This is a genomic window from Microcoleus sp. ARI1-B5, from assembly GCF_036705795.1.
Taxonomy (GTDB): Bacteria; Cyanobacteriota; Cyanobacteriia; order Cyanobacteriales; family Microcoleaceae; genus Microcoleus.
Map to the genome: position 1 here is coordinate 14,817 of NZ_JAUBVK010000003.1, position 17,968 is coordinate 32,784.

General features: G+C 46.6%; 19 protein-coding genes. 6 read left to right on the plus strand and 13 right to left on the minus strand.

Going from position 1 to position 17,968, the window contains the following annotated elements; all coding sequences use genetic code 11:
- Positions 1 to 1,097 (minus strand): leucine-rich repeat domain-containing protein (locus tag QUB63_RS05300; RefSeq protein ID WP_332943766.1); only part of this gene is annotated, 1,097 nt, incomplete at its 3' end.
- 325 nt (positions 1,098 to 1,422) lie between these two features.
- On the opposite strand from QUB63_RS05300, the gene QUB63_RS05305 reads away from it, so the two are divergent.
- Together QUB63_RS05305 and vapC are read left to right on the plus strand one after the other, a co-directional pair.
- Entirely contained in the window at positions 1,423 to 1,623 is a 201-nt protein-coding gene (locus tag QUB63_RS05305) for a type II toxin-antitoxin system VapB family antitoxin (RefSeq protein ID WP_332943767.1), read from the plus strand.
- A gap of 10 nt (positions 1,624 to 1,633) precedes the next feature.
- Positions 1,634 to 2,041 (plus strand): type II toxin-antitoxin system VapC family toxin, encoded by a 408-nt coding sequence (gene vapC / locus QUB63_RS05310; RefSeq protein WP_332943768.1) that lies wholly within the window; start codon positions 1,634 to 1,636, stop codon positions 2,039 to 2,041.
- 268 nt (positions 2,042 to 2,309) lie between these two features.
- Here vapC and rpsJ read toward each other — a convergent pair whose 3' ends face one another.
- The 5 genes from rpsJ to rpsL all read right to left on the minus strand — a co-directional run bounded on the left by rpsJ (position 2,310) and on the right by rpsL (position 7,684).
- Positions 2,310 to 2,627 carry a 30S ribosomal protein S10 gene (gene rpsJ, locus QUB63_RS05315; RefSeq protein WP_194011386.1) on the minus strand — a complete coding sequence of 106 codons (318 nt, stop codon included), beginning with the start codon at positions 2,625 to 2,627 and terminating at the stop codon, positions 2,310 to 2,312.
- A gap of 349 nt (positions 2,628 to 2,976) precedes the next feature.
- A complete protein-coding gene (tuf, locus tag QUB63_RS05320) occupies positions 2,977 to 4,206 on the minus strand; it encodes an elongation factor Tu (protein ID WP_332943769.1) in 1,230 nt (409 codons plus the stop codon).
- Positions 4,207 to 4,307: 101 nt separating this feature from the next.
- The gene (fusA, locus tag QUB63_RS05325; RefSeq protein ID WP_332943770.1) at positions 4,308 to 6,380 is read right to left on the minus strand and encodes an elongation factor G; all 2,073 of its coding nucleotides are present in this window, start codon (positions 6,378 to 6,380) and stop codon (positions 4,308 to 4,310) included.
- 332 nt (positions 6,381 to 6,712) lie between these two features.
- Positions 6,713 to 7,183 carry a 30S ribosomal protein S7 gene (gene rpsG, locus QUB63_RS05330; protein ID WP_006632196.1) on the minus strand — a complete coding sequence of 157 codons (471 nt, stop codon included), beginning with the start codon at positions 7,181 to 7,183 and terminating at the stop codon, positions 6,713 to 6,715.
- Positions 7,184 to 7,303: 120 nt separating this feature from the next.
- Entirely contained in the window at positions 7,304 to 7,684 is a 381-nt protein-coding gene (gene rpsL / locus QUB63_RS05335) for a 30S ribosomal protein S12 (RefSeq protein ID WP_006632197.1), read from the minus strand.
- A gap of 447 nt (positions 7,685 to 8,131) precedes the next feature.
- Between rpsL and QUB63_RS05340 the strand changes: the two genes are divergently transcribed.
- Together QUB63_RS05340 and QUB63_RS05345 are read left to right on the plus strand one after the other, a co-directional pair.
- Complete coding sequence (locus QUB63_RS05340; protein ID WP_332943771.1) at positions 8,132 to 8,335, plus strand: hypothetical protein; 204 nt, start codon at positions 8,132 to 8,134, stop codon at positions 8,333 to 8,335.
- A gap of 160 nt (positions 8,336 to 8,495) precedes the next feature.
- Positions 8,496 to 9,347 carry an Npun_R2479 family HD domain-containing metalloprotein gene (locus QUB63_RS05345; RefSeq protein WP_332943772.1) on the plus strand — a complete coding sequence of 284 codons (852 nt, stop codon included), beginning with the start codon at positions 8,496 to 8,498 and terminating at the stop codon, positions 9,345 to 9,347.
- A gap of 208 nt (positions 9,348 to 9,555) precedes the next feature.
- Here the strand turns inward: QUB63_RS05345 and QUB63_RS05350 are convergent, their stop codons facing one another.
- The 7 genes from QUB63_RS05350 to QUB63_RS05380 all read right to left on the minus strand — a co-directional run bounded on the left by QUB63_RS05350 (position 9,556) and on the right by QUB63_RS05380 (position 15,730).
- Positions 9,556 to 10,071 carry a transcriptional repressor gene (locus QUB63_RS05350; RefSeq protein WP_332943773.1) on the minus strand — a complete coding sequence of 172 codons (516 nt, stop codon included), beginning with the start codon at positions 10,069 to 10,071 and terminating at the stop codon, positions 9,556 to 9,558.
- Positions 10,072 to 10,608: 537 nt separating this feature from the next.
- Positions 10,609 to 11,346, minus strand: a complete 738-nt coding sequence (locus QUB63_RS05355; protein ID WP_332944217.1) for a response regulator transcription factor — start codon at positions 11,344 to 11,346, stop codon at positions 10,609 to 10,611.
- 564 nt (positions 11,347 to 11,910) lie between these two features.
- Positions 11,911 to 12,861: an FTR1 family iron permease gene (locus tag QUB63_RS05360; protein WP_332943774.1), complete on the minus strand. Its 951-nt coding sequence runs from the start codon at positions 12,859 to 12,861 to the stop codon at positions 11,911 to 11,913.
- A gap of 245 nt (positions 12,862 to 13,106) precedes the next feature.
- Entirely contained in the window at positions 13,107 to 13,541 is a 435-nt protein-coding gene (locus tag QUB63_RS05365) for a ferritin-like domain-containing protein (RefSeq protein WP_332943775.1), read from the minus strand.
- Positions 13,542 to 13,767: 226 nt separating this feature from the next.
- Complete coding sequence (locus tag QUB63_RS05370; RefSeq protein WP_332943776.1) at positions 13,768 to 14,502, minus strand: hypothetical protein; 735 nt, start codon at positions 14,500 to 14,502, stop codon at positions 13,768 to 13,770.
- 15 nt (positions 14,503 to 14,517) lie between these two features.
- Positions 14,518 to 14,991, minus strand: coding sequence for a hypothetical protein (locus QUB63_RS05375; protein WP_332943777.1), 474 nt, complete (start codon positions 14,989 to 14,991; stop codon positions 14,518 to 14,520).
- A 106-nt stretch (positions 14,992 to 15,097) separates the two neighbouring features.
- Positions 15,098 to 15,730 carry a hypothetical protein gene (locus QUB63_RS05380; protein ID WP_332943778.1) on the minus strand — a complete coding sequence of 211 codons (633 nt, stop codon included), beginning with the start codon at positions 15,728 to 15,730 and terminating at the stop codon, positions 15,098 to 15,100.
- Between the two features lie 632 nt (positions 15,731 to 16,362).
- Here QUB63_RS05380 and QUB63_RS05385 point away from each other — a divergent pair.
- Together QUB63_RS05385 and QUB63_RS05390 are read left to right on the plus strand one after the other, a co-directional pair.
- A complete protein-coding gene (locus tag QUB63_RS05385; protein WP_332943779.1) occupies positions 16,363 to 17,289 on the plus strand; it encodes an energy-coupling factor ABC transporter permease in 927 nt (308 codons plus the stop codon).
- Positions 17,282 to 17,941, plus strand: coding sequence for an energy-coupling factor transporter transmembrane component T family protein (locus QUB63_RS05390; RefSeq protein WP_332943780.1), 660 nt, complete (start codon positions 17,282 to 17,284; stop codon positions 17,939 to 17,941). The genes QUB63_RS05385 and QUB63_RS05390 overlap by 8 nt, the downstream gene beginning before the upstream one ends.
- The last annotated feature ends 27 nt before the right edge of the window (positions 17,942 to 17,968 follow it).

Below are 17,968 nucleotides of genomic sequence, written 5' to 3' on the forward strand. Positions count from 1 at the left end.
TGATTGTTCCAGAGGTAAAGCTGTGTTAAATTCGACAGTTGACCGATCGCTTCGGGAATTTCTGCTATCTGATTGTCACTGAGGTAAAGCTGTGTCAAATTCGACAGTTTGCCGAGGGCTTCGGGAATTTCTGTTATCTGATTGTTCCAGAGGTAAAGCTGTGTTAAATTCGACAGTTGACCGATCGCTTCGGGAATTTCTGCTATCTGATTGTCCCAGAGGGAAAGCTGTGTCAAATTCGACAGTTTGCCGAGGGCTTCGGGAATTTCCGCTATCTGATTGTCACTGAGGTAAAGCTGTGTCAAATTCGACAGTTTGCCGAGGGCTTCGGGAATTTCTGCTATCTGATTGTTACTGAGGGAAAGCTGTGTCAAATTCGACAGTTTGCCGAGGGCTTCGGGAATTTCTGCTATCTGATTGTTATCGAGGACAAGCTCTGTCAAATTCGACAGTTTGCCGAGGGCTTCGGGAATTTCTGCTATCTGATTGTTAGCGAGGACAAGCTCTGTCAAATTCGACAGTTTGCCGAGGGCTTCGGGAATTTCTGCTATCTGATTGGAATTGAGGGAAAGTCGTGTCAAATTTGACAGTTGGTCGAGAGTTTCGGAAATTTCTGCTATCTGATTGTTACTGAGGGAAAGTCGTGTCAAATTCGACAGTTTGCCGAGGGCTTCGGGAATTTCTGCTATTTGATTGTTCCTGAGGTCAATAAATATCAAAGTCGACATTTTGTCGATCGCATTTGGAATTTCTGTCAAACCAATACTTGTTAAATTTAAAGTCTCTAATTGATTCATTTCCAGCAGCAATTCTGGTATCGTTCCGAATGGATTGCCACTGAGGTCTATCGCTCGCAAATTTTCCAGCGATCGCAATTCCTCCGGAAGTGTGCTTAATTCATTGGTGATTAATTTTGGAGTAATTTTACCATCAGACCTTTCCCATTTCTCCACCTTTCCCAACACCAACTTCTCAAGCTGCGTGCACTTGCCAATCTCCGGCGGCAATTCCTCCAACCCCAACCCCGACAAATCCAATTGAGTCAATTTTTCCTCGGCCGCCCGGTGAATTCGCCGCAGTGCTTCCTCTCGCGTCATACTTCTTATTTCCCCGCGTGTTTCCCCGCCATCTTGTTTCTATTCTGACAGAGATTTGGGCGTTCCGGGAAAGATTAGGCGCGATCTAGGAGGCGAGAAACCGCATCAAGGCGAGAAACCGGGTTTCTATGAGTTTTTGGTTGGGTGACGAGAAATATCGAGAGAAACCCGGTTTCTGAGGTTTACGCTTGGGGCGAGAAACCGGGTTTCTATGAGTTTTTGGTTGGGTGACGAGAAATATCGAGAGAAACCCGGTTTCTGAGGTTTACGCTTGGGGTAAGGCAAGACAGATATAATTAAAATAACGGTTAAAAGAGGAAAGCCAATGGTAACGAGCCTGAACGTGGATACGGCACTGCTGCAAGAGGCGATCGAACTGACGGGAGAAATCCCGATCGAAACCCTAGTTGAAATCGCCTTGCGCGAATACATTCAACGCCTGAAGCAGATCAAAATTTTAGAACTCTTTGGTACGATCGACTACCAAGAAAATTACGATTATAAACAGCAGCGAAATATAGCCTAGGTATCCCGTCATGAATGTAATTGTCGATACGGCTATTTGGTCATTAGCGTTGCGCCGGAATTCTCCAGAAATGAATGCTGCTGTGGTGAATCAACTGCGATCGCTCATTGCGAATGGTCGAGTTATAATGCTCGGAAGCATTCGACAGGAAATATTGTCTGGTGTTCGCACATCCGAACAATTCGATCGTCTCCGCAATACTTTACGCGCTTTTGGCGACTTGAATTTAGTTGAGGCAGACTACGAAATCGCTGCTGAATTTTGTAATACCTGTCGTCGCAATGGCATCCAAGGTTCAAATACTGATTTTCTCATCTGTGCTGCTGCCCATCGTCGCAGCTATTCCATTTTTACAACCGATCGAGATTTCCACAATTTTCAAGCTCATATTCCTGTAAATTTTCTAGAATTCGAGTAAAAATTGCGATTAGGAAAATTTTCACTCTTAATACAGCCTCACTCTTTCGATCGTCAGTTTGGTGAGAAACAATAATGCGATCGATCTCTTCGGGGTCGCGATCGTAATATCGTAATAATGCCAAGGATTCCCTAAATCGCGATCGTGCTAACCACAGAAAAGTTCGTAAAAAACCCAGCTTCTGACTATCTTTGCATAAGTCCTGAAAAAAAAGGAACAATGTATTTTTCCATTGTTCCTTCTTTCGTTATTTTCCTAATCCGTCAATCTACAGCTTGACTTCGATATCTACGCCCGCTGGCAAATCCAGTTTCATCAAAGCATCAATTGTTTTTGCAGAAGGCTGGTGAATGTCAATGATGCGGCGGTGGGTGCGGGTTTCAAAGTGTTCGCGAGAATCTTTGTCTACGTGGGGCGATCGCAGCAAGCAGTAAATCCGCCGTTTTGTCGGTAGGGGAATCGGGCCGATCGCAGTGGCTGCTGTCCGATTTGCTGTATCTACAATTTTTTCGCAAGATGCGTCGAGAATTCGGCGATCGAAAGCTTTGAGGCGGATGCGGATTTTTTGCTGTGGAATTGTTGCCATTTTTTTGTTGAATTTTCTAGGTTCAGTTAGTTGTTAGTTGTTAGTCAGTAGTCAGTAGTCATTAGTCAGTAGTCATTAGTTTTTAATTTTCAGTTGTTAGTTGTTTTTTTTGCTAACAACTAACTGCGGACTAATGACCCCGCCCAAAAACACTATCCTCCGACTTGAGTCGTGGAGAGCGTAAAATTTTAGACTTTTGTTGAAGATCCCGATTGAATTTTGCAAATCAATCTAACATCTAAAATCTAAAATCTAAAATCGACTGACTGACTGATGACTCATCACTAAATAGCAGAAAAGCCACTAAATTTGATTAGGCTTTTCTGCTATTTAAAACGTTAGCGGATTCCTACTTGAGGATTTTGGAAACAACGCCGGCGCCGACGGTGCGGCCGCCTTCACGAATTGCGAAGCGCATTCCTTGTTCGATCGCGATCGGGTGAATCAGCTCAACAGTCATTTTGATCCGGTCACCGGGCATCACCATTTCAGCTTCCGAACCGTCATCAGCAGTGAACTGCTTGATTGTACCGGTTACGTCAGTCGTGCGGACGTAGAATTGAGGGCGGTAGCCCGAGAAAAAGGGCGTGTGACGGCCGCCTTCTTCCTTCTTGAGGATGTACACTTCAGATTCAAACTGAGTGTGAGGACTAATGGATTTTGGCTTGGCAATTACCATGCCTCTTTCAATATCCGCCTTTAAAATCCCCCGGAGAAGTAGACCCACGTTGTCGCCGGCCAAACCTTCATCCAAGGACTTGGTGAACATTTCCACACCAGTCACAGTAGTGCTGCGAGTGTCCTTGAGACCAACCAATTCGACTGTTTCGCCGACTTTGACTGTGCCGCGTTCAATCCGACCTGTAGCCACAGTACCGCGACCAGTAATCGAGAATACGTCTTCAACTGCCATCAAGAAAGGCTTGTCAATTTCGCGTTCTGGAGTAGGGATGTAAGAATCTACTTCTTCCATCAGCTTGTAAATCTTGTCAACCCACTCATTATCGCCTTTGACTGTCTTGGGATTAGCAATCATCGCTTCGAGAGCTTTCAATCCCGAACCGGTCACGATGGGGATGTCATCGCCTGGAAAATCGTAAGAGCTCAAGAGTTCGCGAACTTCCAGTTCTACCAATTCCAACAATTCAGCGTCATCCACCATGTCTTCTTTGTTCAAGAAGACCACCAAGCTGGGAACGCCAACTTGCTTAGCTAGCAGGATGTGTTCGCGAGTTTGAGGCATGGGGCCGTCTGCTGCTGACACTACTAGGATGCCGCCGTCCATTTGAGCAGCACCGGTGATCATGTTTTTCACATAGTCAGCGTGTCCGGGACAGTCTACGTGAGCGTAGTGGCGAGTTGTGGTTTCGTATTCGACGTGAGCGGTATTAATCGTAATACCCCGTGCTTTTTCTTCAGGCGCGGCGTCGATTTCGTCGTACTTTTTAGCCTTTGCTTGACCCAGTGCAGATAGAGTCATCGTAATCGCCGCGGTCAAAGTTGTTTTGCCGTGGTCAACGTGACCGATCGTACCGATGTTTACGTGGGGTTTATTCCGTTCAAATTTTGCGCGTGCCATTCTCGATCTGTTCCTTGTTTTTTTTAGCGATTTTAGACTTGAGATTTGAGATTCTCGATTTTGGATTCAATCCAAAATCCAAAATCTAAAATCCCCAATCATTAGTTCCCTTTGTTTTTCGCGATAATGGCTTCAGCCACATTTCGCGGCACTTCTTCGTAATGGCTGAATTCCATTGTGAAGATGCCTCGACCTTGGGTTTTCGAGCGGATGTCGGTAGCGTAACCAAACATTTCTGCTAGTGGAACTTTCACAGAAACTTTGGCAATTCCCTGATCCGTCTCTTGACCCTCGATCTGACCCCGACGAGAGTTGAGGTCGCCGATGACGTTCCCGATGTAATCTTCGGGAACTTCAACCTCTACTTTCATCATAGGCTCTAGCAGCACTGGCGACGCCTTCATCACGGCTTCTTTGATCGCCATTGAACCGGCGATCTTAAATGCCATTTCTGAGGAGTCTACGTCGTGGAAAGACCCGTCTACCATAGTAGCTTTGAGGTCGATCACGGGATATCCTGCTACAATACCTGATTCGCAGGCTTCTTTCATCCCTTGTTCTGCAGGGCCGATGTACTCTTTCGGTACAGTGCCGCCGACAATTTTGGAGACAAATTCAAAGCCGGTGCCGACTTCGGTGGGTTCTAGTTCGATCACGACGTGACCGTACTGACCTTTCCCGCCGCTTTGGCGGATAAATTTACCTTCGGCGCGGACGGCTTTGCGAATGGTTTCGCGGTAGGCTACTTGCGGCTGACCCACGTTGGCTTCTACTTTGAATTCCCGCAGCATTCTGTCTACCAGAATTTCCAGGTGCAGTTCGCCCATGCCGGCGATGACTGTCTGGTTGGTTTCTGGGTCAACGTTGACTCGGAAGGTGGGGTCTTCTTCCGAGAGCGACTGGAGGGCTTTGGAGAGCTTCTCCATGTCTTGTTTGGTTTTGGGTTCGACAGCCACGGAGATGACTGGCTCTGGAATAAACAGGGATTCCAGAATCACTGGCGCTCCTTCTTCGGAGAGGGTGTCGCCGGTGAACGTCTCTTTCAAACCCAAGGCTGCTCCCAAGTCTCCTGCCCGCAGTTCCTCAACTTCTATCCGATCGTCGGCTTTAAGGACAATTAAGCGAGAAACTCGCTCTTTTTTGTCTTTAGTGGAGTTGAGGACGTAGGTACCCTTTTTGAGGATACCCGAGTAGACCCGAACGAAGGTCAGGCGGCCGTAGGGGTCAGCCATGATTTTGAATGCCAGGGCTGACAGCGGCGCGCTGTCGTCTGCAAATCGTTCTGCTGTGTCGCCGTTGGGCAGGAGTCCTTGAATTGGGGGAACTTCCACGGGCGACGGCAGGTAGTCTATCACTGCATCCAACAAAAGCTGAACGCCTTTGTTTTTGAAGGCAGAACCGCACAGCATGGGGACGATCGTGCCAGAGATCGTGCCAGTGCGCAAAGCTGCACGAATTTCTGCTTCTGTTAACTCTTCGCCTTCGAGGTATTTCTCGGTGAGGGCGTCGTTGGTTTCTGCTACGGACTCGATCAGCTTGGTGCGGTATTCTGCTGCTAGCTCTTTTACTTCATCGGGGATTTCTACTTCCTCGATGTCGGTTCCCGTGTCGTTGTTGTAGATATAGGCTTTCATTTGCACTAAGTCTACAATTCCCCGGAAGTTTTCTTCGCTGCCGATCGGGATTTGGATGGGTACGGCGTTCGCTCTCATCCGATCGCGAATTTGGCCGTAGACTTTGTAGAAGTTTGCGCCCATCCGATCCATTTTGTTGACGAACACGATCCGCGGTACTTTGTACCGATCGGCTTGGCGCCAAACTGTTTCGGATTGCGGCTGCACTCCGCCTACCGAGCAGAACACTGCGATCACTCCGTCGAGCACTCGCATCGAGCGTTCGACTTCGATCGTGAAGTCTACGTGTCCGGGAGTGTCGATGATGTTGATTTTGTAATCTTTCCAACTGGTGGTGATAGCGGCGGCAGTAATCGTAATTCCTCGCTCGCGCTCTTGCTCCATCCAGTCAGTGACTGCTGTTCCCTCGTGCACTTCACCCATTTTGTGAACCATGCCTGAATAGAACAGAATTCTTTCAGTTGTTGTTGTTTTGCCCGCGTCAATGTGGGCCGCGATGCCGATGTTGCGAGTTTTTTCTAGCGGAACGGTACGTGCCACAGCTACCTCCTCGATCTTGTGTTGCTGTTATAATACTACTATACTACACTGTCACCCTATTTTGCACTCCCCAGCAACTTACAACAGTCTATGGAGCTTATTGTTACATTTTAATATTTTTTGCAAGATTTGTTTACAAAAATATTAAGGATGCGACATGGAGGATTCAGAGAGTGCGTGAATTTTGATTTTTGGAGTGCGCGAGTTTGCTTCGCCAATGGCAACTGCGCCGTCTGGAAGCAATCTCAACGCTCAAAACTTACACTTTCCACTTTTTCGCCCGATGCTTTCATTCCGCACGATCGGCCTTTTCTCCATGCCCGAGTTAGCAGTTAGTACCGGTAGTGAGCAAAAGCCTTGTTAGCTTCGGCCATGCGGTGTGTTTCTTCGCGCTTGCGAATGGCACTGCCTGTTTCGTTGGCTGCATCCATCAGTTCGTTAGCCAGCTTGGCGGCCATTGAGCGGCCGGTGCGGGCGCGGGCAAATCTGATCAGCCAGCGGAGGGCGAGGGTGGTTCCGCGATCGGAACGCACTTCCATCGGCACTTGGTAGGTGGCGCCGCCTACCCGGCGGGCTTTGACTTCTACCAGGGGTGTAGCGTTTTTGACTGCTTTTTCAAACAAGTCTAAGGGTTCGGCCCCCGTGCGTTCTTGGATGGTTTTGAGGGCGTCGTAAACGATGCTGGAGGCCACGGATTTTTTGCCGTGCTGCATGATCCGTCTCACCATCATGCTTACCAACCGGCTGTTGTAGGTTGGATCTGGCGGAACTGGACGTTTTTGAATAACTGTGCGGCGAGACATAGTTCTATTTGGGATTTTTGATTTTGAATGATTGAGTTTGGGGTTTTGGGCTTCGATCTCGATCGATGACGATCGAACTTATTTTTGCTTCTTAACCCCGACGAGCCGGCGAGAGCCGTGTTATTTTTTCTCTTTAGGACGCTTGGCCCCGTATTTGGAACGGCCCTGCTTGCGGTCTTTCACCCCGGCGGTGTCTAATGTACCGCGAATGATGTGGTATCTAACTCCGGGTAAATCTTTTACCCGACCGCCCCTGATCATTACTACCGAGTGTTCTTGCAAGTTGTGACCGATCCCGGGGATGTAGGCTGTCACTTCAAAACCGCTTGTCAGCCGTACCCGAGCCACCTTCCGCAGCGCCGAGTTGGGTTTTTTCGGGGTGGTCGTGTACACTCTGGTGCAAACTCCCCGGCGCTGGGGGCAACTCTTGAGAGCTGGCGATTTGGTTTTTTTCTGCGTTTGTTCCCGTGCTGAACGGATGAGTTGCTGAATAGTGGGCATGAGTTACGGCATTTCTAGCTTTTTGCTGAATATTGTGATTTGGCGGCATCCGCACTGAAAGTCCCTTCCCCTCAGGGGGGACGGGATAAATGAAAATAATTATGGGTAAGTGAGGATACCAGACTCTATATAGTACACGACGCGGCTTTTTTTGGCAAGGAATTTGTCGCAGCGGGCGATCGAACTTCCTTGCTTGCTGCAATTTTGGACGAGGCGATAGCCCATGGGCGAATGATATGGACGTACAATAATTTAAGCTCAACTGTGAGGCTGGTCACAACAGTTAAGCTTAAATTATGACGGTCGATAATTCGATCGCATCACCATTTTCAGGAGATGCCCATCAACTCTACCGTGCGATCGCATCACAGCCTCAGAGAGATCGACATCACATAAAGTTATATAAAATTGCCTGAAAATAAGAAATATACATTGAGTTGACCGCAGATGAAAACCAAAGCTTATATTCCAGAATGTACAATTTCCGAACTTTACTTGAACATTTGGAAATCCGGTAAGATCGATCGGACTGTGTTCCACCAAATTCAATACGCAATTAATTCTCAGAGTTTAACAAGTTCAGACGATCGAAAAATTGTCAGCAGGCTGCTCTATGCAGTGCGGCGGGGATGGGTGTCAGTCATGGACTGAGTTGATTGGGAGTCTTGAGATTACTGCCTTGATGCAAGGGCTAACGCACGCGGGGTAAATGAAATTTGAGTTTTGAGGAAAAATCCCCTCCCTAAAATTAGAGGGATTGACAATAAATTCACCGCTCTGGAAAGGCAATATTAAGGTAAAAGGACAGGGTATGTTTAATTCTACAGAACTGCTGATCGAGGCTTTCATTAAACAACTGGAGAACGGGTACAGCCGCACTTACGGAGGCTACAAATCAGACTATGCCGACATTATAGCCTGGGTGGGGGCAATGGCGTTAGAAAACATCGCCAGCAGCGACGCTCTTTATCACAATATCGAACACGCCATTTGTATTACGTTAGTAGGTCAAGAAATCTTGCGGGGAAAACACATTCGGAAGGGCGGAGTCTCCTGCGAAAATTGGCTGCACTTCATCATTTCTTTGCTGTGCCAAGACATCGGATATGTCAAAGGAGTTTGCCGGCAAGACCAAGCATCAGAAGGATTGTATGCTACGGGCCAAGATGGCATGAGAATTGCACTTGCTCCCGGTGCAACAGCGGCCAGCCTAGCTCCTTACCGAGTTGACAGAGCAAAACTGTTCATAGACGAGCGCTTCGGCAACCACAAGCTAATTAATGCTGAGGTAATTAAGCAGAACATAGAACAGACTCGTTTCTCGGTACTTGACGGCAACACTGACGAAGATGCAGTTAATTATTCTAGTTTAGTTCGCGGTGCTGACTTGATAGGTCAGCTCAGCAACCCGCAATATTTACAGAAAATTGGCGCGCTGTTTTACGAGTTGGAAGAAAGCGGTGCTACTAAAGTTTTGGGCTACCGACATCCGGGCGACTTGCTGCAAAGCTACTCTAAGTTTTACTGGAGCGGCATTTATCCTCACATCAGCGAATCTCTCGGTTACTTGCAGTTGACCCAGGAAGGCAAACAGATTGTTGCTAGTTTGTACGCTAACGTATTTCGGATGGAACACCAACGCTGCGATTCTGAGGTTGCTTGAGTACAAGTGAAGTCCTGCCGTCATCGGTCATTAGTCATTGGTCATTGGTCATTGGTCATTGGTCATTGGTCATTGGTCATTGGTCATCAGTCATTGGTCATTGGTTGTTTGTTAGTAGTTGGTTCTAATAACTAACAAGAAATAACGAATAATGAATTACCAATTACCAATTACCAATTCCCCATTACCGAAGTGTATTTCATCCAACTCAACTCATTTCCTCCTCAAGTTCCGAATGATATCTCGGGCACAACCAATTGCTCGGCACCAAAGAAGGCCATCCCTCCCGCAGCGCTTCCAAACAAACAGCACGTACAGTTAATTGACAGTCAAGCAGTTCTACACCAGCTTTTTCAACTTGCTTTTTGCCTATTTTCAAAATCGATTCGTCGCTAAATTCAAATGTTTTGTGACACTGAATGCAAACTAGATGGTGGTGGTGGTGCAATTCCGGCAACTTCAGTTCGTAATGTTTGTGTCCTTCTGCTAATTCAAGTTCGCGCAAAATCCCAATTTTTGCTAATAAATGCAGGGTGCGGTAGACAGTAGACAAGCCAATTCGTTCTCCTTGATTCTGCAAAGTCTTGTATAATTCTTCCGCACTCAAATGATTTCCTTGCCGCAGATTTTGAAACACACTCAAAATAGTTTCTCGCTGGGGAGTCAGGCGGCAGCCTCTCTGGTTGAGTTCGACTTTGAGTGAGTTAGCGCTGTATAAATTCATGTCGGTAAAAAATCTAAAACTTGAAGGGGGATTTTACGGGATTATCTATTGTTTGTTCGCGCTCCTTTTTCGATTATCCTAAAATGTATTTTCCTGGAGAATAAATCTAAGTTGAGACTTCGCTTTCGTCAGGGGGAATCTGCTAGCCACCTATTCCCGGCGATTTACCTCTTGAGAAAGATGTCAGTTGAGTTTTAAGCGTTGGCAGCTTATTGATATAGATAATCAACAATTCTGGTGGTTTCGTCAAGAGTTTTTGATAAATTATTTCATTAAATTTCCTTAAGATATGTAACTAATTTGCTCAAAAAATGTTGAGATTATGATTTAGGGAGGTTTGAGCGATCGGCTAGTACAACTTTTTTGGCAGGCGCGATCGCCAGATCGACAAAATCTTTCCAAGTTTATTGATAAATAGTTTTAGTAAGCTGGAACCCACCGCTCGGCACGGACAGGGACGCTAAAAAGCCTGAGAGGATTTGCTCCCAGGCTTTTATAGCTATATTTTTAACTGCTTTTTGTATCTGGCCCACTAGCTCAAGCAGAGGATTTTGTTTCCTCGGCGACTTGCTCGTTGCTGGGCAGTTCCAGGCAATAACCCGCGCCGTATACGGTTTTGATGTACCGAGGATGGCGGGGATCGGGTTCCATCTTGGTTCTCAGGTGTCTGATGTGTACTCGAATAGTTTCGATGTCGTCGTCGGGGTCGTAACCCCACACTTCTTTGAGAATTTCGCTGGGAGAGACTGTCTGACCGTGGCGCTGGAGCAAGCAGTGCAGCAACTCGAACTCTAGGTGAGTCAGTTTGACGGTATTAACGTACCAAACAGCTTCAAACCTTTCGGGGACAAGGGTCAGCGGGCCGTAATTCAGGATTTCCGAGTGTTTGGCTGCTTGGGGGATGCGGTCTGTGCGCCTCAGCAAGGCTCGCACTCGCGCCAGCATCTCTTCGAGTTCAAAGGGTTTGGTCAGGTAGTCGTCGGCCCCGGAGTTGAAGCCTTCTACTTTGTCTTGAGTTTGACTTAAGGCTGTCAACATCAAGACGGGAATGTCGGCTGTGCGATCGTCGCGCCGCAACCGCTGACACACTGTGAATCCGTCTACTCTAGGCAGCATCAGGTCTAGCACGATCAGGTCGGGGAGCAGTTGTATTGCCAGTGCCTGACCTTTGATGCCGTCTTCTGCCTGGGTGACTTCGTAGCCAGCCATTTCTAGGTTTACGGCTACGAGTTCGGCGATCGCCGCGTCATCATCAATAACAAGTATCCGAGGCATCATTATTTATCTCACCGCTAACCAGATGGGGGAGGCTACAGCCTTCTGGGGGTTCCAGGTAACTTTAACGAGCAATTTTTTAATTTTAAGCTTCATTAAGGATTATAAGGTTCATTAAGAACTTTCCCAACTCTGTAAATATTGTTGTACTAATTATAAGCCCTCTTGAGCGCATATCAGAAAACTGTTCGCCAAAAATCTTGATGGGGGCTGATTTTTTGCCGGCAAGAACAGCCTCAACTTTCTTCTGGGTGCGCCTGCGACTTGGAGAACCCTGTTAACCGTTGACTGTTAATTTTTAAAGGTTGTTAATTTTTGTTAAATAAAATTGTTGGTTTGAGGTTGGCGCTTGCTTTTGTGGGGTGTTGACTGTACAATTTAATAATTGAAAAAATATAAACTTAAAAAAAATATATAAAATAGTCCGATTATTAAATTGTACAATACATAAGTCAAATAATCAATCCCCCAACCTTAAAATTTTGGGCAAATTTTTTGCAAGTGAGGTAAATTTTACGATCGCCCTTGAAGCAGCGAAACAACCGAGAAAAATGGCTCGTACAGTTACTGAGGGCGAGTTGGCTGAGTATTTTGGCTAGTATCGGTCGCTTGAGGCCCTAATTTTTGGAAGTAAAGACCGCCGACTGTTATTAAGAATATTGTATAACCAACAGCTTGCAAAAGATATATGCGATCTCTGTATCCAAACAGTGCTTTGAGAATCACTCCCGGAAATTGTCGATCGGGCAAAACTCCTGCGGCATTCCAGACCATCGGGCCTAAAATACAAGAGTGGAGGGGTGCGAGGCGATCGTAAAAAACACAAATTGCTGCATACTGGCGATCGATCTGGGACAAAATAGCAGCAGCTTGGTCAAAATGCTTGAGTGCAGATACTGCTAAACCCGCGACAATTAACAGCAACAAAATCCCCATAAACTTGAAAAACAGGCGGATATCAATTTTGACGCCCCACTTGAACAGCAGCGCGCCAAGGATTGCAGCCCCAGTCAAACCGCCCAAAGCTCCCAAAGCGGGACTCAAGCCTTGTTGAAATTGAGCGCTGACAAATAAAACTGTTTCAAAACCTTCGCGCAGCACGGCGATAAAAATTAAGCCAAAGACGCCCCAGGCGGCATTGGTATTTTTTGTCAAAGCTGCTGTAACGGCTCCTTCAACTTCTGCTTTGAGAAAGCGCGCTTGCTGAGTCATCCAAATTAGCATCCAGCTTAGCATGGCGATCGCCACAATTCCCAACACGCCCTCTAATAGCTGTTTGATTACCGGTGCGTAGGGCTGAGTTGATGTCGATAGTGCTGCGAGCAATCCATTAAACAATACTCCCACAAAAGCGCTAGCAGCAATTCCTGCTCCGACACCTGCATAAACCCAAGAATTGAGGTGACTTTGCTCGGCTTTTTTCAAACAAGCCAGCACAATTCCCACAACTAAAGCAGCTTCCACACCTTCACGCAGGGTAATTACAAAAGTCGGTATGGCTTCACTAAAATTCATTTTTTTATAATGGCTAATTTGTAGTTAGTGCTTAATCCTTAGCAACTTTGCTTTTACCGTGGTCGAAGATTAAATTATTGAACCGCGAAGACGCGAAGGACGCGAAGGAAGAGAAAAGAAGGATCGGCTACTCTTAAGGCAGAGCATCTCTGTTTTGCTTTTCACTCTCCGCAGAGATGCTCCCTATTAAGGCGGTTGGGGAGTAACTAAGCACAATAACTAAGGACGGCGGGCTATTACTTACCTTAACTAAAATCTCTCAGCATTTTTTTCAGTTCTACTTGATGCAATTCTTCTTGGCCGATTAAGGTGCGGGCGTATTCTTCCAGATAAACGCTGGAGTCGCTCACTACTTCAAGTAAAGATTTATACTTTTTGAGCGCTTTTTTTTCGTGGTTTAGACTTTCTTCCAAAAGGTCTTTTACCGAGTGTTTGTAGGTTTCTTCTATCGTAGCAATTTTTTGGCTGGGATGCCCTTCTAAACCTGTGAGAATTTCTCCGGCTTGTTGCGCGTGGAGCAGGGATTCAGTCGCTTGTGCTTTAAAAAATTGCACGATGGGGATGCGGTTTGGCCCAGTCACCATCAGTGAATAGTGGGTGTAGCGCACAACCCCTGCTAGTTCCCATTCCATGATGGTGGCTAGCAGTTCTTGGGTTTTTTTCTCGTCAAGTTCTTTCATTTGTTGTGTTTGATGTAGAATGCAATAAAGCGCAATGTTTAGGATATCATATTTTTTGAGTGAATGGAATTTTGGCAAAAAATGTTTTTTTTGAATGCCTAAAGCGGTAAGGTGCGCTTGGGAACACCTTACCGCTTTAGATATTGGGCTTTTGTCTTGATTTCCAGAAAAAATTTCAAAGCAAGGCGCGCGTCGCGCAGCTTACCCGATAGTTTTTTTACCTCAGTTAGGGGTTAACTTCCAAGATGCCATTAGGAGCAAACACTACGGTAAAGTTGGCTGCCGGTGCTGCACCGCTGTTACTCTCTGTCGCGGAAGACTTCTGCAAATTTAGCAGGGGAGTTTCTTGGGTGAAATCTTTGGCTGGTTGGTTGAGCGGCTCGAAATTTGCGATCGCCCCGTCAAGACTCGCACTCACGCGATACACTAGATTTTGAGTGAAGGTAGGGCTAGTTTGCCAACCTTGATTAATTCGATCGTAGACTTTGAGAGTTAACTCCTCTAGCTTGGTGCGATCGGTAATTTCCGCTGTCCGATCGGTCCCATTGACCGCCTGAGCTTCCTGCTGACCTGCTGACACGGGCACAGCTTGCACAGTCTTGTCTGTACCGCTACTCGCAATAGCCGGTTCAGTAGACTGATTAGTGAAAGGTACAACATCAGGAGACTTGTCAGGCAGCTTTTTTTGACTGTCAACAGCTAAATTGGAATTATTTGCAACCGGAATAGTAGCGCTAGTGGCAATAGCTGGTTCCGCAGATTTCTTAGCAACAGCATTAGCAAGATTTTTCCCTTCAATAGTCAAAGACTTGACGTGAAAACCGCGAAACTTTTCTTTTTGGCTAACCCGCCACATTGAAATGGGAAAAGTTACAAAGAAAAGAACCAAAACTCCCGTACTCATCCAAACTATTTTGTGCATCTCCCTGGCTGGGAGCGGCTTATTTTTTGTTTCCATCATCAAACCTCGCATTACTTAAGTTAACGGCAAATAGGGGAATAAAGGATGCCAGGACATAGCTGTCGCAGCAACTAACAAAGCAAACATCCAGAAAAATATAGTGCGGCTTTTCACGCTCTTATTTTTCCAAATCGCATGCAGAATCGGCCAACTGACAAGCCAACCTATGATCAACATAGTTTCTTTACCTGTGTAACTGCCGATATTGCCCCACAATTCATCATTAGTCTTGCTTCCCGGAATCCAACTACCGAGATTCCAAAGCCATTCGTTTGTAGCTTTGGACGTGTCCCCTAAATGGTGACTCACCATCATTGTAAAACAACCAATTGCAGCACTAATTATTGCTGCTGCTGCCGGACCAGAAACGCTAGGCGCATTTTCCGAACCTTCAGCTAAACCCCTGGGAAAGTGTTTTAATTTGCTCCAAACTTTCCCGTAAAAAGGTTCTCCACCCGCAATATTTTGGCGGGATACTTGTCGAATCATTTCGCAAATTTCCTAAGATACTTGACAGTTTACAGTTGACACTTGACACTTGACTGTTGATAGTTAATGGTTGAATAACTAATAACTACTGACTGCTGACTGCTGACTACAGAGACTGAATTTTGGCAACGCCAAGGCCGCTCACCATGCCTCCCATTGAAAAAAACATGATTGCCATCAAAGCTACGCAGGTTGCGGTTAAAACTGGGCGGTTTTGCTTGTCTAAAATTTGGTCGCCATAACTCCACAAAATCCAAGTACAAGCTACTGCTAAAGGCAAGGTAAACAGCACGCTAAATTCGTGATATTCCATCAAAACGTACTGCACTAAAGGCGAGTTTTCTTTCAGCAAAGCGCGAGCTCCGCCGAAATCTATGCCCGCCCGATACCGCATATAAGCCCAATTGCCCGTAGCGATGGCTAAAAAGCTCAAAATAGATGACCAAAAGGCTAAAGTGCGCATTTGCGGCAGGATTTTTCCGGAGCCCCGCAGCAAGGGGAAAGCCAAATGTCCCGTGTAAACCATCACTACCATTGCCAACATTGCACCCATGCCGTGAATGGTGCCCATCAACCGCTGCCAATGGCTCGGATGCAGCAGGTTAACTAAAGGTAAAAACAGAAACATACCAGCAGATAAAAAGCTCAATGCGTAGATAGAAACTTGAGCGATATCTAGCTGTTTGGGAAATTCTGAGGGAACTAAATCGGTAGTTGAGTCTGGTGTTGAGTGTTGCACCACGGGCAAACCTCCTGTAGGTTGTTCGGAAAATTACTTGAGAATAATTCCATTAGTATTTTGGGTTTCTTGAGAATGCTGTCGGTGCGGGCAGAGCCGATCGCACTTTCACGCGATCGACAACCGCAAAAACACCGCTTCAGACAGATTTACAGCAACAATATCTGGGTTTTTAGTTTCTCCAACACCCAAAACTCTTGCCCTGACTCGCTCACAGCTCATTTTGCTGCTTTTTTGCTCGGGGAACTAATGCTATTTATTCTCAAGAGTTGACAATAAAACTAATTTTTGGCTTTCATTTATAATTTTATAATTTCTTAATATTTCTGTCAGAGCTTTGAGATTGATACATTCGGCAGTTAACTTTTACAAAATTATTGATAATTCTTATCAAAAAGCAGGAAATTGCGGGCTGTAGGTACAAAATTCGATTAATTTTTAATAATTATTTAATCTCCGATCCCCACTCCTCAAAATTCTGGCTGTAAAGCTAGAAGCGTTGTACAATAGGCGATGGCCCGCCACAAATTGCCCGATCGCTCGATCGCACCAATGCCCCCATAGGGGATTGTAAACTTTTGTAAAAAACAGTTGACTAAAGGGTTGGCACTTCTCTCGTTTGGGATAGATCGATGCACATACCTGATGGTTTTCTTTCACCGCCAGTAGCGATTGCCACCGGCATAGCAAGTGCTGCAGTAATTGCGGTTGCTCTAAATCGAACCCGCGCGAATCTTGGACTGCGGCAAGCCCCAATCATGGGCTTAACTACAGCTTTCGTGTTTGCCGCCCAGATGATCAACTTTCCCGTAGCCGGCGGTACCAGCGGGCACTTGTTGGGAGGGGCGCTGGCATCTGTGGTTTTGGGGAGCCCTTGGGCGGCAACTTTGGCGATGAGCACGGTTTTTATAATTCAAAGCGTCTTGTTTGCCGACGGGGGGATCACCGCCCTGGGTGCAAATATTTTTAACATGGGGCTAGTTGGCATTTGGGTGGGCTGGTGGCTGTTGCAGCCGTTGCAGCAACTCTTGGGAGGTTCCCGAAATCGTTTACCCCTGGCTGCGGCCATCGCTGCCGCCCTGAGTGTGGTTGCGGCTTCTGTTTGTGTGGCGATCGAACTGGCAATTTCTGGTACAGTACCGCTGAATATCGCACTCCCAGCAATGGTAGGCGTACATATTTTAATCGGCATTGGCGAAGGGGTAATTACAGGCGGCGTTTTAACTTATCTCGTCAAAGTGCGGCCGGATTTACTGCCGGGAGAACAGCCGCAATTGCAGAAATGGGTAGTGCCAGTAGTCGGAGTGTTATTAATTTCCGGCGTGCTGTCGCTGTTCGCTTCAAGTTGGCCTGACGGGTTAGATTCGGTAGCCGAAAAATACGGCTTTAAAGATAAAGAAGCTGCGGCGATCGAAAATCCAACTCCTTTAGCAGATTACACAGTTAAAGGATTAGAAGAACAGCCAATTGGTACTAGCATTGCTGGACTTTTGGGATCAGCAGTCAGCTTCGGCACGGCCTTTGGTATTGCTCAGTTGGTAAAACCGAAAGATGTCTAAACTCTCCATACCTTTTCGATTGCGCCTGTCTTTGATAATTGTCATCGGCATTGGTTTTATGAAGACTGGCGCTTGGCTGTGGCTGGGGATTTATGGGGCGATCGCACTTTTTTGGTCATTTTGGCTCAGAGCTCCGCTGCGAACCCTAGCGCAACTGTTGGGAGCAGAATTGCTGTTTCTCTCCTTATTAGTGCTGCCCCAAGGTTGGGAACGAGCTAGTTTTCTGTTGCTGCGTTCCCTAATTTGCCTGCTAATTATGAACAGTTTTCTGCTAACTTTGCCGCCCCACAGTTTCGGAATCGCCCTCAAAGGATTGCCCCTACCATCCGGTTTGCAAGAGATTGTACTTTTAGCCGGACAATACTTAGAAATCTTGCTCGCCGAAGTCAACCGCATGAAAAGATCCGCCCAACTCCGAGGCTTATCCGGTACCGGAGGATGGCTGCGCTACGCCAGTGCTTCCATGATCGGAGCGCTTTATTTGCGAAGTCTCGATCGCGCGGAGAGAGTCCACGCAGCCATGATGATTCGCGGCTACAAAGGAAGTTTGCCTGCAGACTCAAAATCGACACCAAAAGAGCGACTCTGGCTGACAGTAACAATTTTAACCGCAGCCGGATTAACAATAGCCTCTTACGGGAATTGGGCATAGGGCATGGGCCCGCGCAGGGCATTGGGA

What these genes read in the sequence shown, in the direction of transcription:
- QUB63_RS05305 (WP_332943767.1), top strand. Translation starts at nt 1,423, where the DNA reads ATGGTAACGAGCCTGAACGTGGATACGGCACTGCTGCAAGAGGCGATC.
- vapC (WP_332943768.1), top strand. Translation starts at nt 1,634, where the DNA reads ATGAATGTAATTGTCGATACGGCTATTTGGTCATTAGCGTTGCGCCGG.
- rpsJ (WP_194011386.1), bottom strand. Translation starts at nt 2,627, where the DNA reads ATGGCAACAATTCCACAGCAAAAAATCCGCATCCGCCTCAAAGCTTTC.
- tuf (WP_332943769.1), bottom strand. Translation starts at nt 4,206, where the DNA reads ATGGCACGCGCAAAATTTGAACGGAATAAACCCCACGTAAACATCGGT.
- rpsG (WP_006632196.1), bottom strand. Translation starts at nt 7,183, where the DNA reads ATGTCTCGCCGCACAGTTATTCAAAAACGTCCAGTTCCGCCAGATCCA.
- rpsL (WP_006632197.1), bottom strand. Translation starts at nt 7,684, where the DNA reads ATGCCCACTATTCAGCAACTCATCCGTTCAGCACGGGAACAAACGCAG.
- QUB63_RS05340 (WP_332943771.1), top strand. Translation starts at nt 8,132, where the DNA reads ATGAAAACCAAAGCTTATATTCCAGAATGTACAATTTCCGAACTTTAC.
- QUB63_RS05345 (WP_332943772.1), top strand. Translation starts at nt 8,496, where the DNA reads ATGTTTAATTCTACAGAACTGCTGATCGAGGCTTTCATTAAACAACTG.
- QUB63_RS05350 (WP_332943773.1), bottom strand. Translation starts at nt 10,071, where the DNA reads ATGAATTTATACAGCGCTAACTCACTCAAAGTCGAACTCAACCAGAGA.
- QUB63_RS05355 (WP_332944217.1), bottom strand. Translation starts at nt 11,346, where the DNA reads ATGCCTCGGATACTTGTTATTGATGATGACGCGGCGATCGCCGAACTC.
- QUB63_RS05360 (WP_332943774.1), bottom strand. Translation starts at nt 12,861, where the DNA reads ATGAATTTTAGTGAAGCCATACCGACTTTTGTAATTACCCTGCGTGAA.
- QUB63_RS05365 (WP_332943775.1), bottom strand. Translation starts at nt 13,541, where the DNA reads ATGAAAGAACTTGACGAGAAAAAAACCCAAGAACTGCTAGCCACCATC.
- QUB63_RS05370 (WP_332943776.1), bottom strand. Translation starts at nt 14,502, where the DNA reads ATGATGGAAACAAAAAATAAGCCGCTCCCAGCCAGGGAGATGCACAAA.
- QUB63_RS05375 (WP_332943777.1), bottom strand. Translation starts at nt 14,991, where the DNA reads ATGATTCGACAAGTATCCCGCCAAAATATTGCGGGTGGAGAACCTTTT.
- QUB63_RS05385 (WP_332943779.1), top strand. Translation starts at nt 16,363, where the DNA reads ATGCACATACCTGATGGTTTTCTTTCACCGCCAGTAGCGATTGCCACC.
- QUB63_RS05390 (WP_332943780.1), top strand. Translation starts at nt 17,282, where the DNA reads ATGTCTAAACTCTCCATACCTTTTCGATTGCGCCTGTCTTTGATAATT.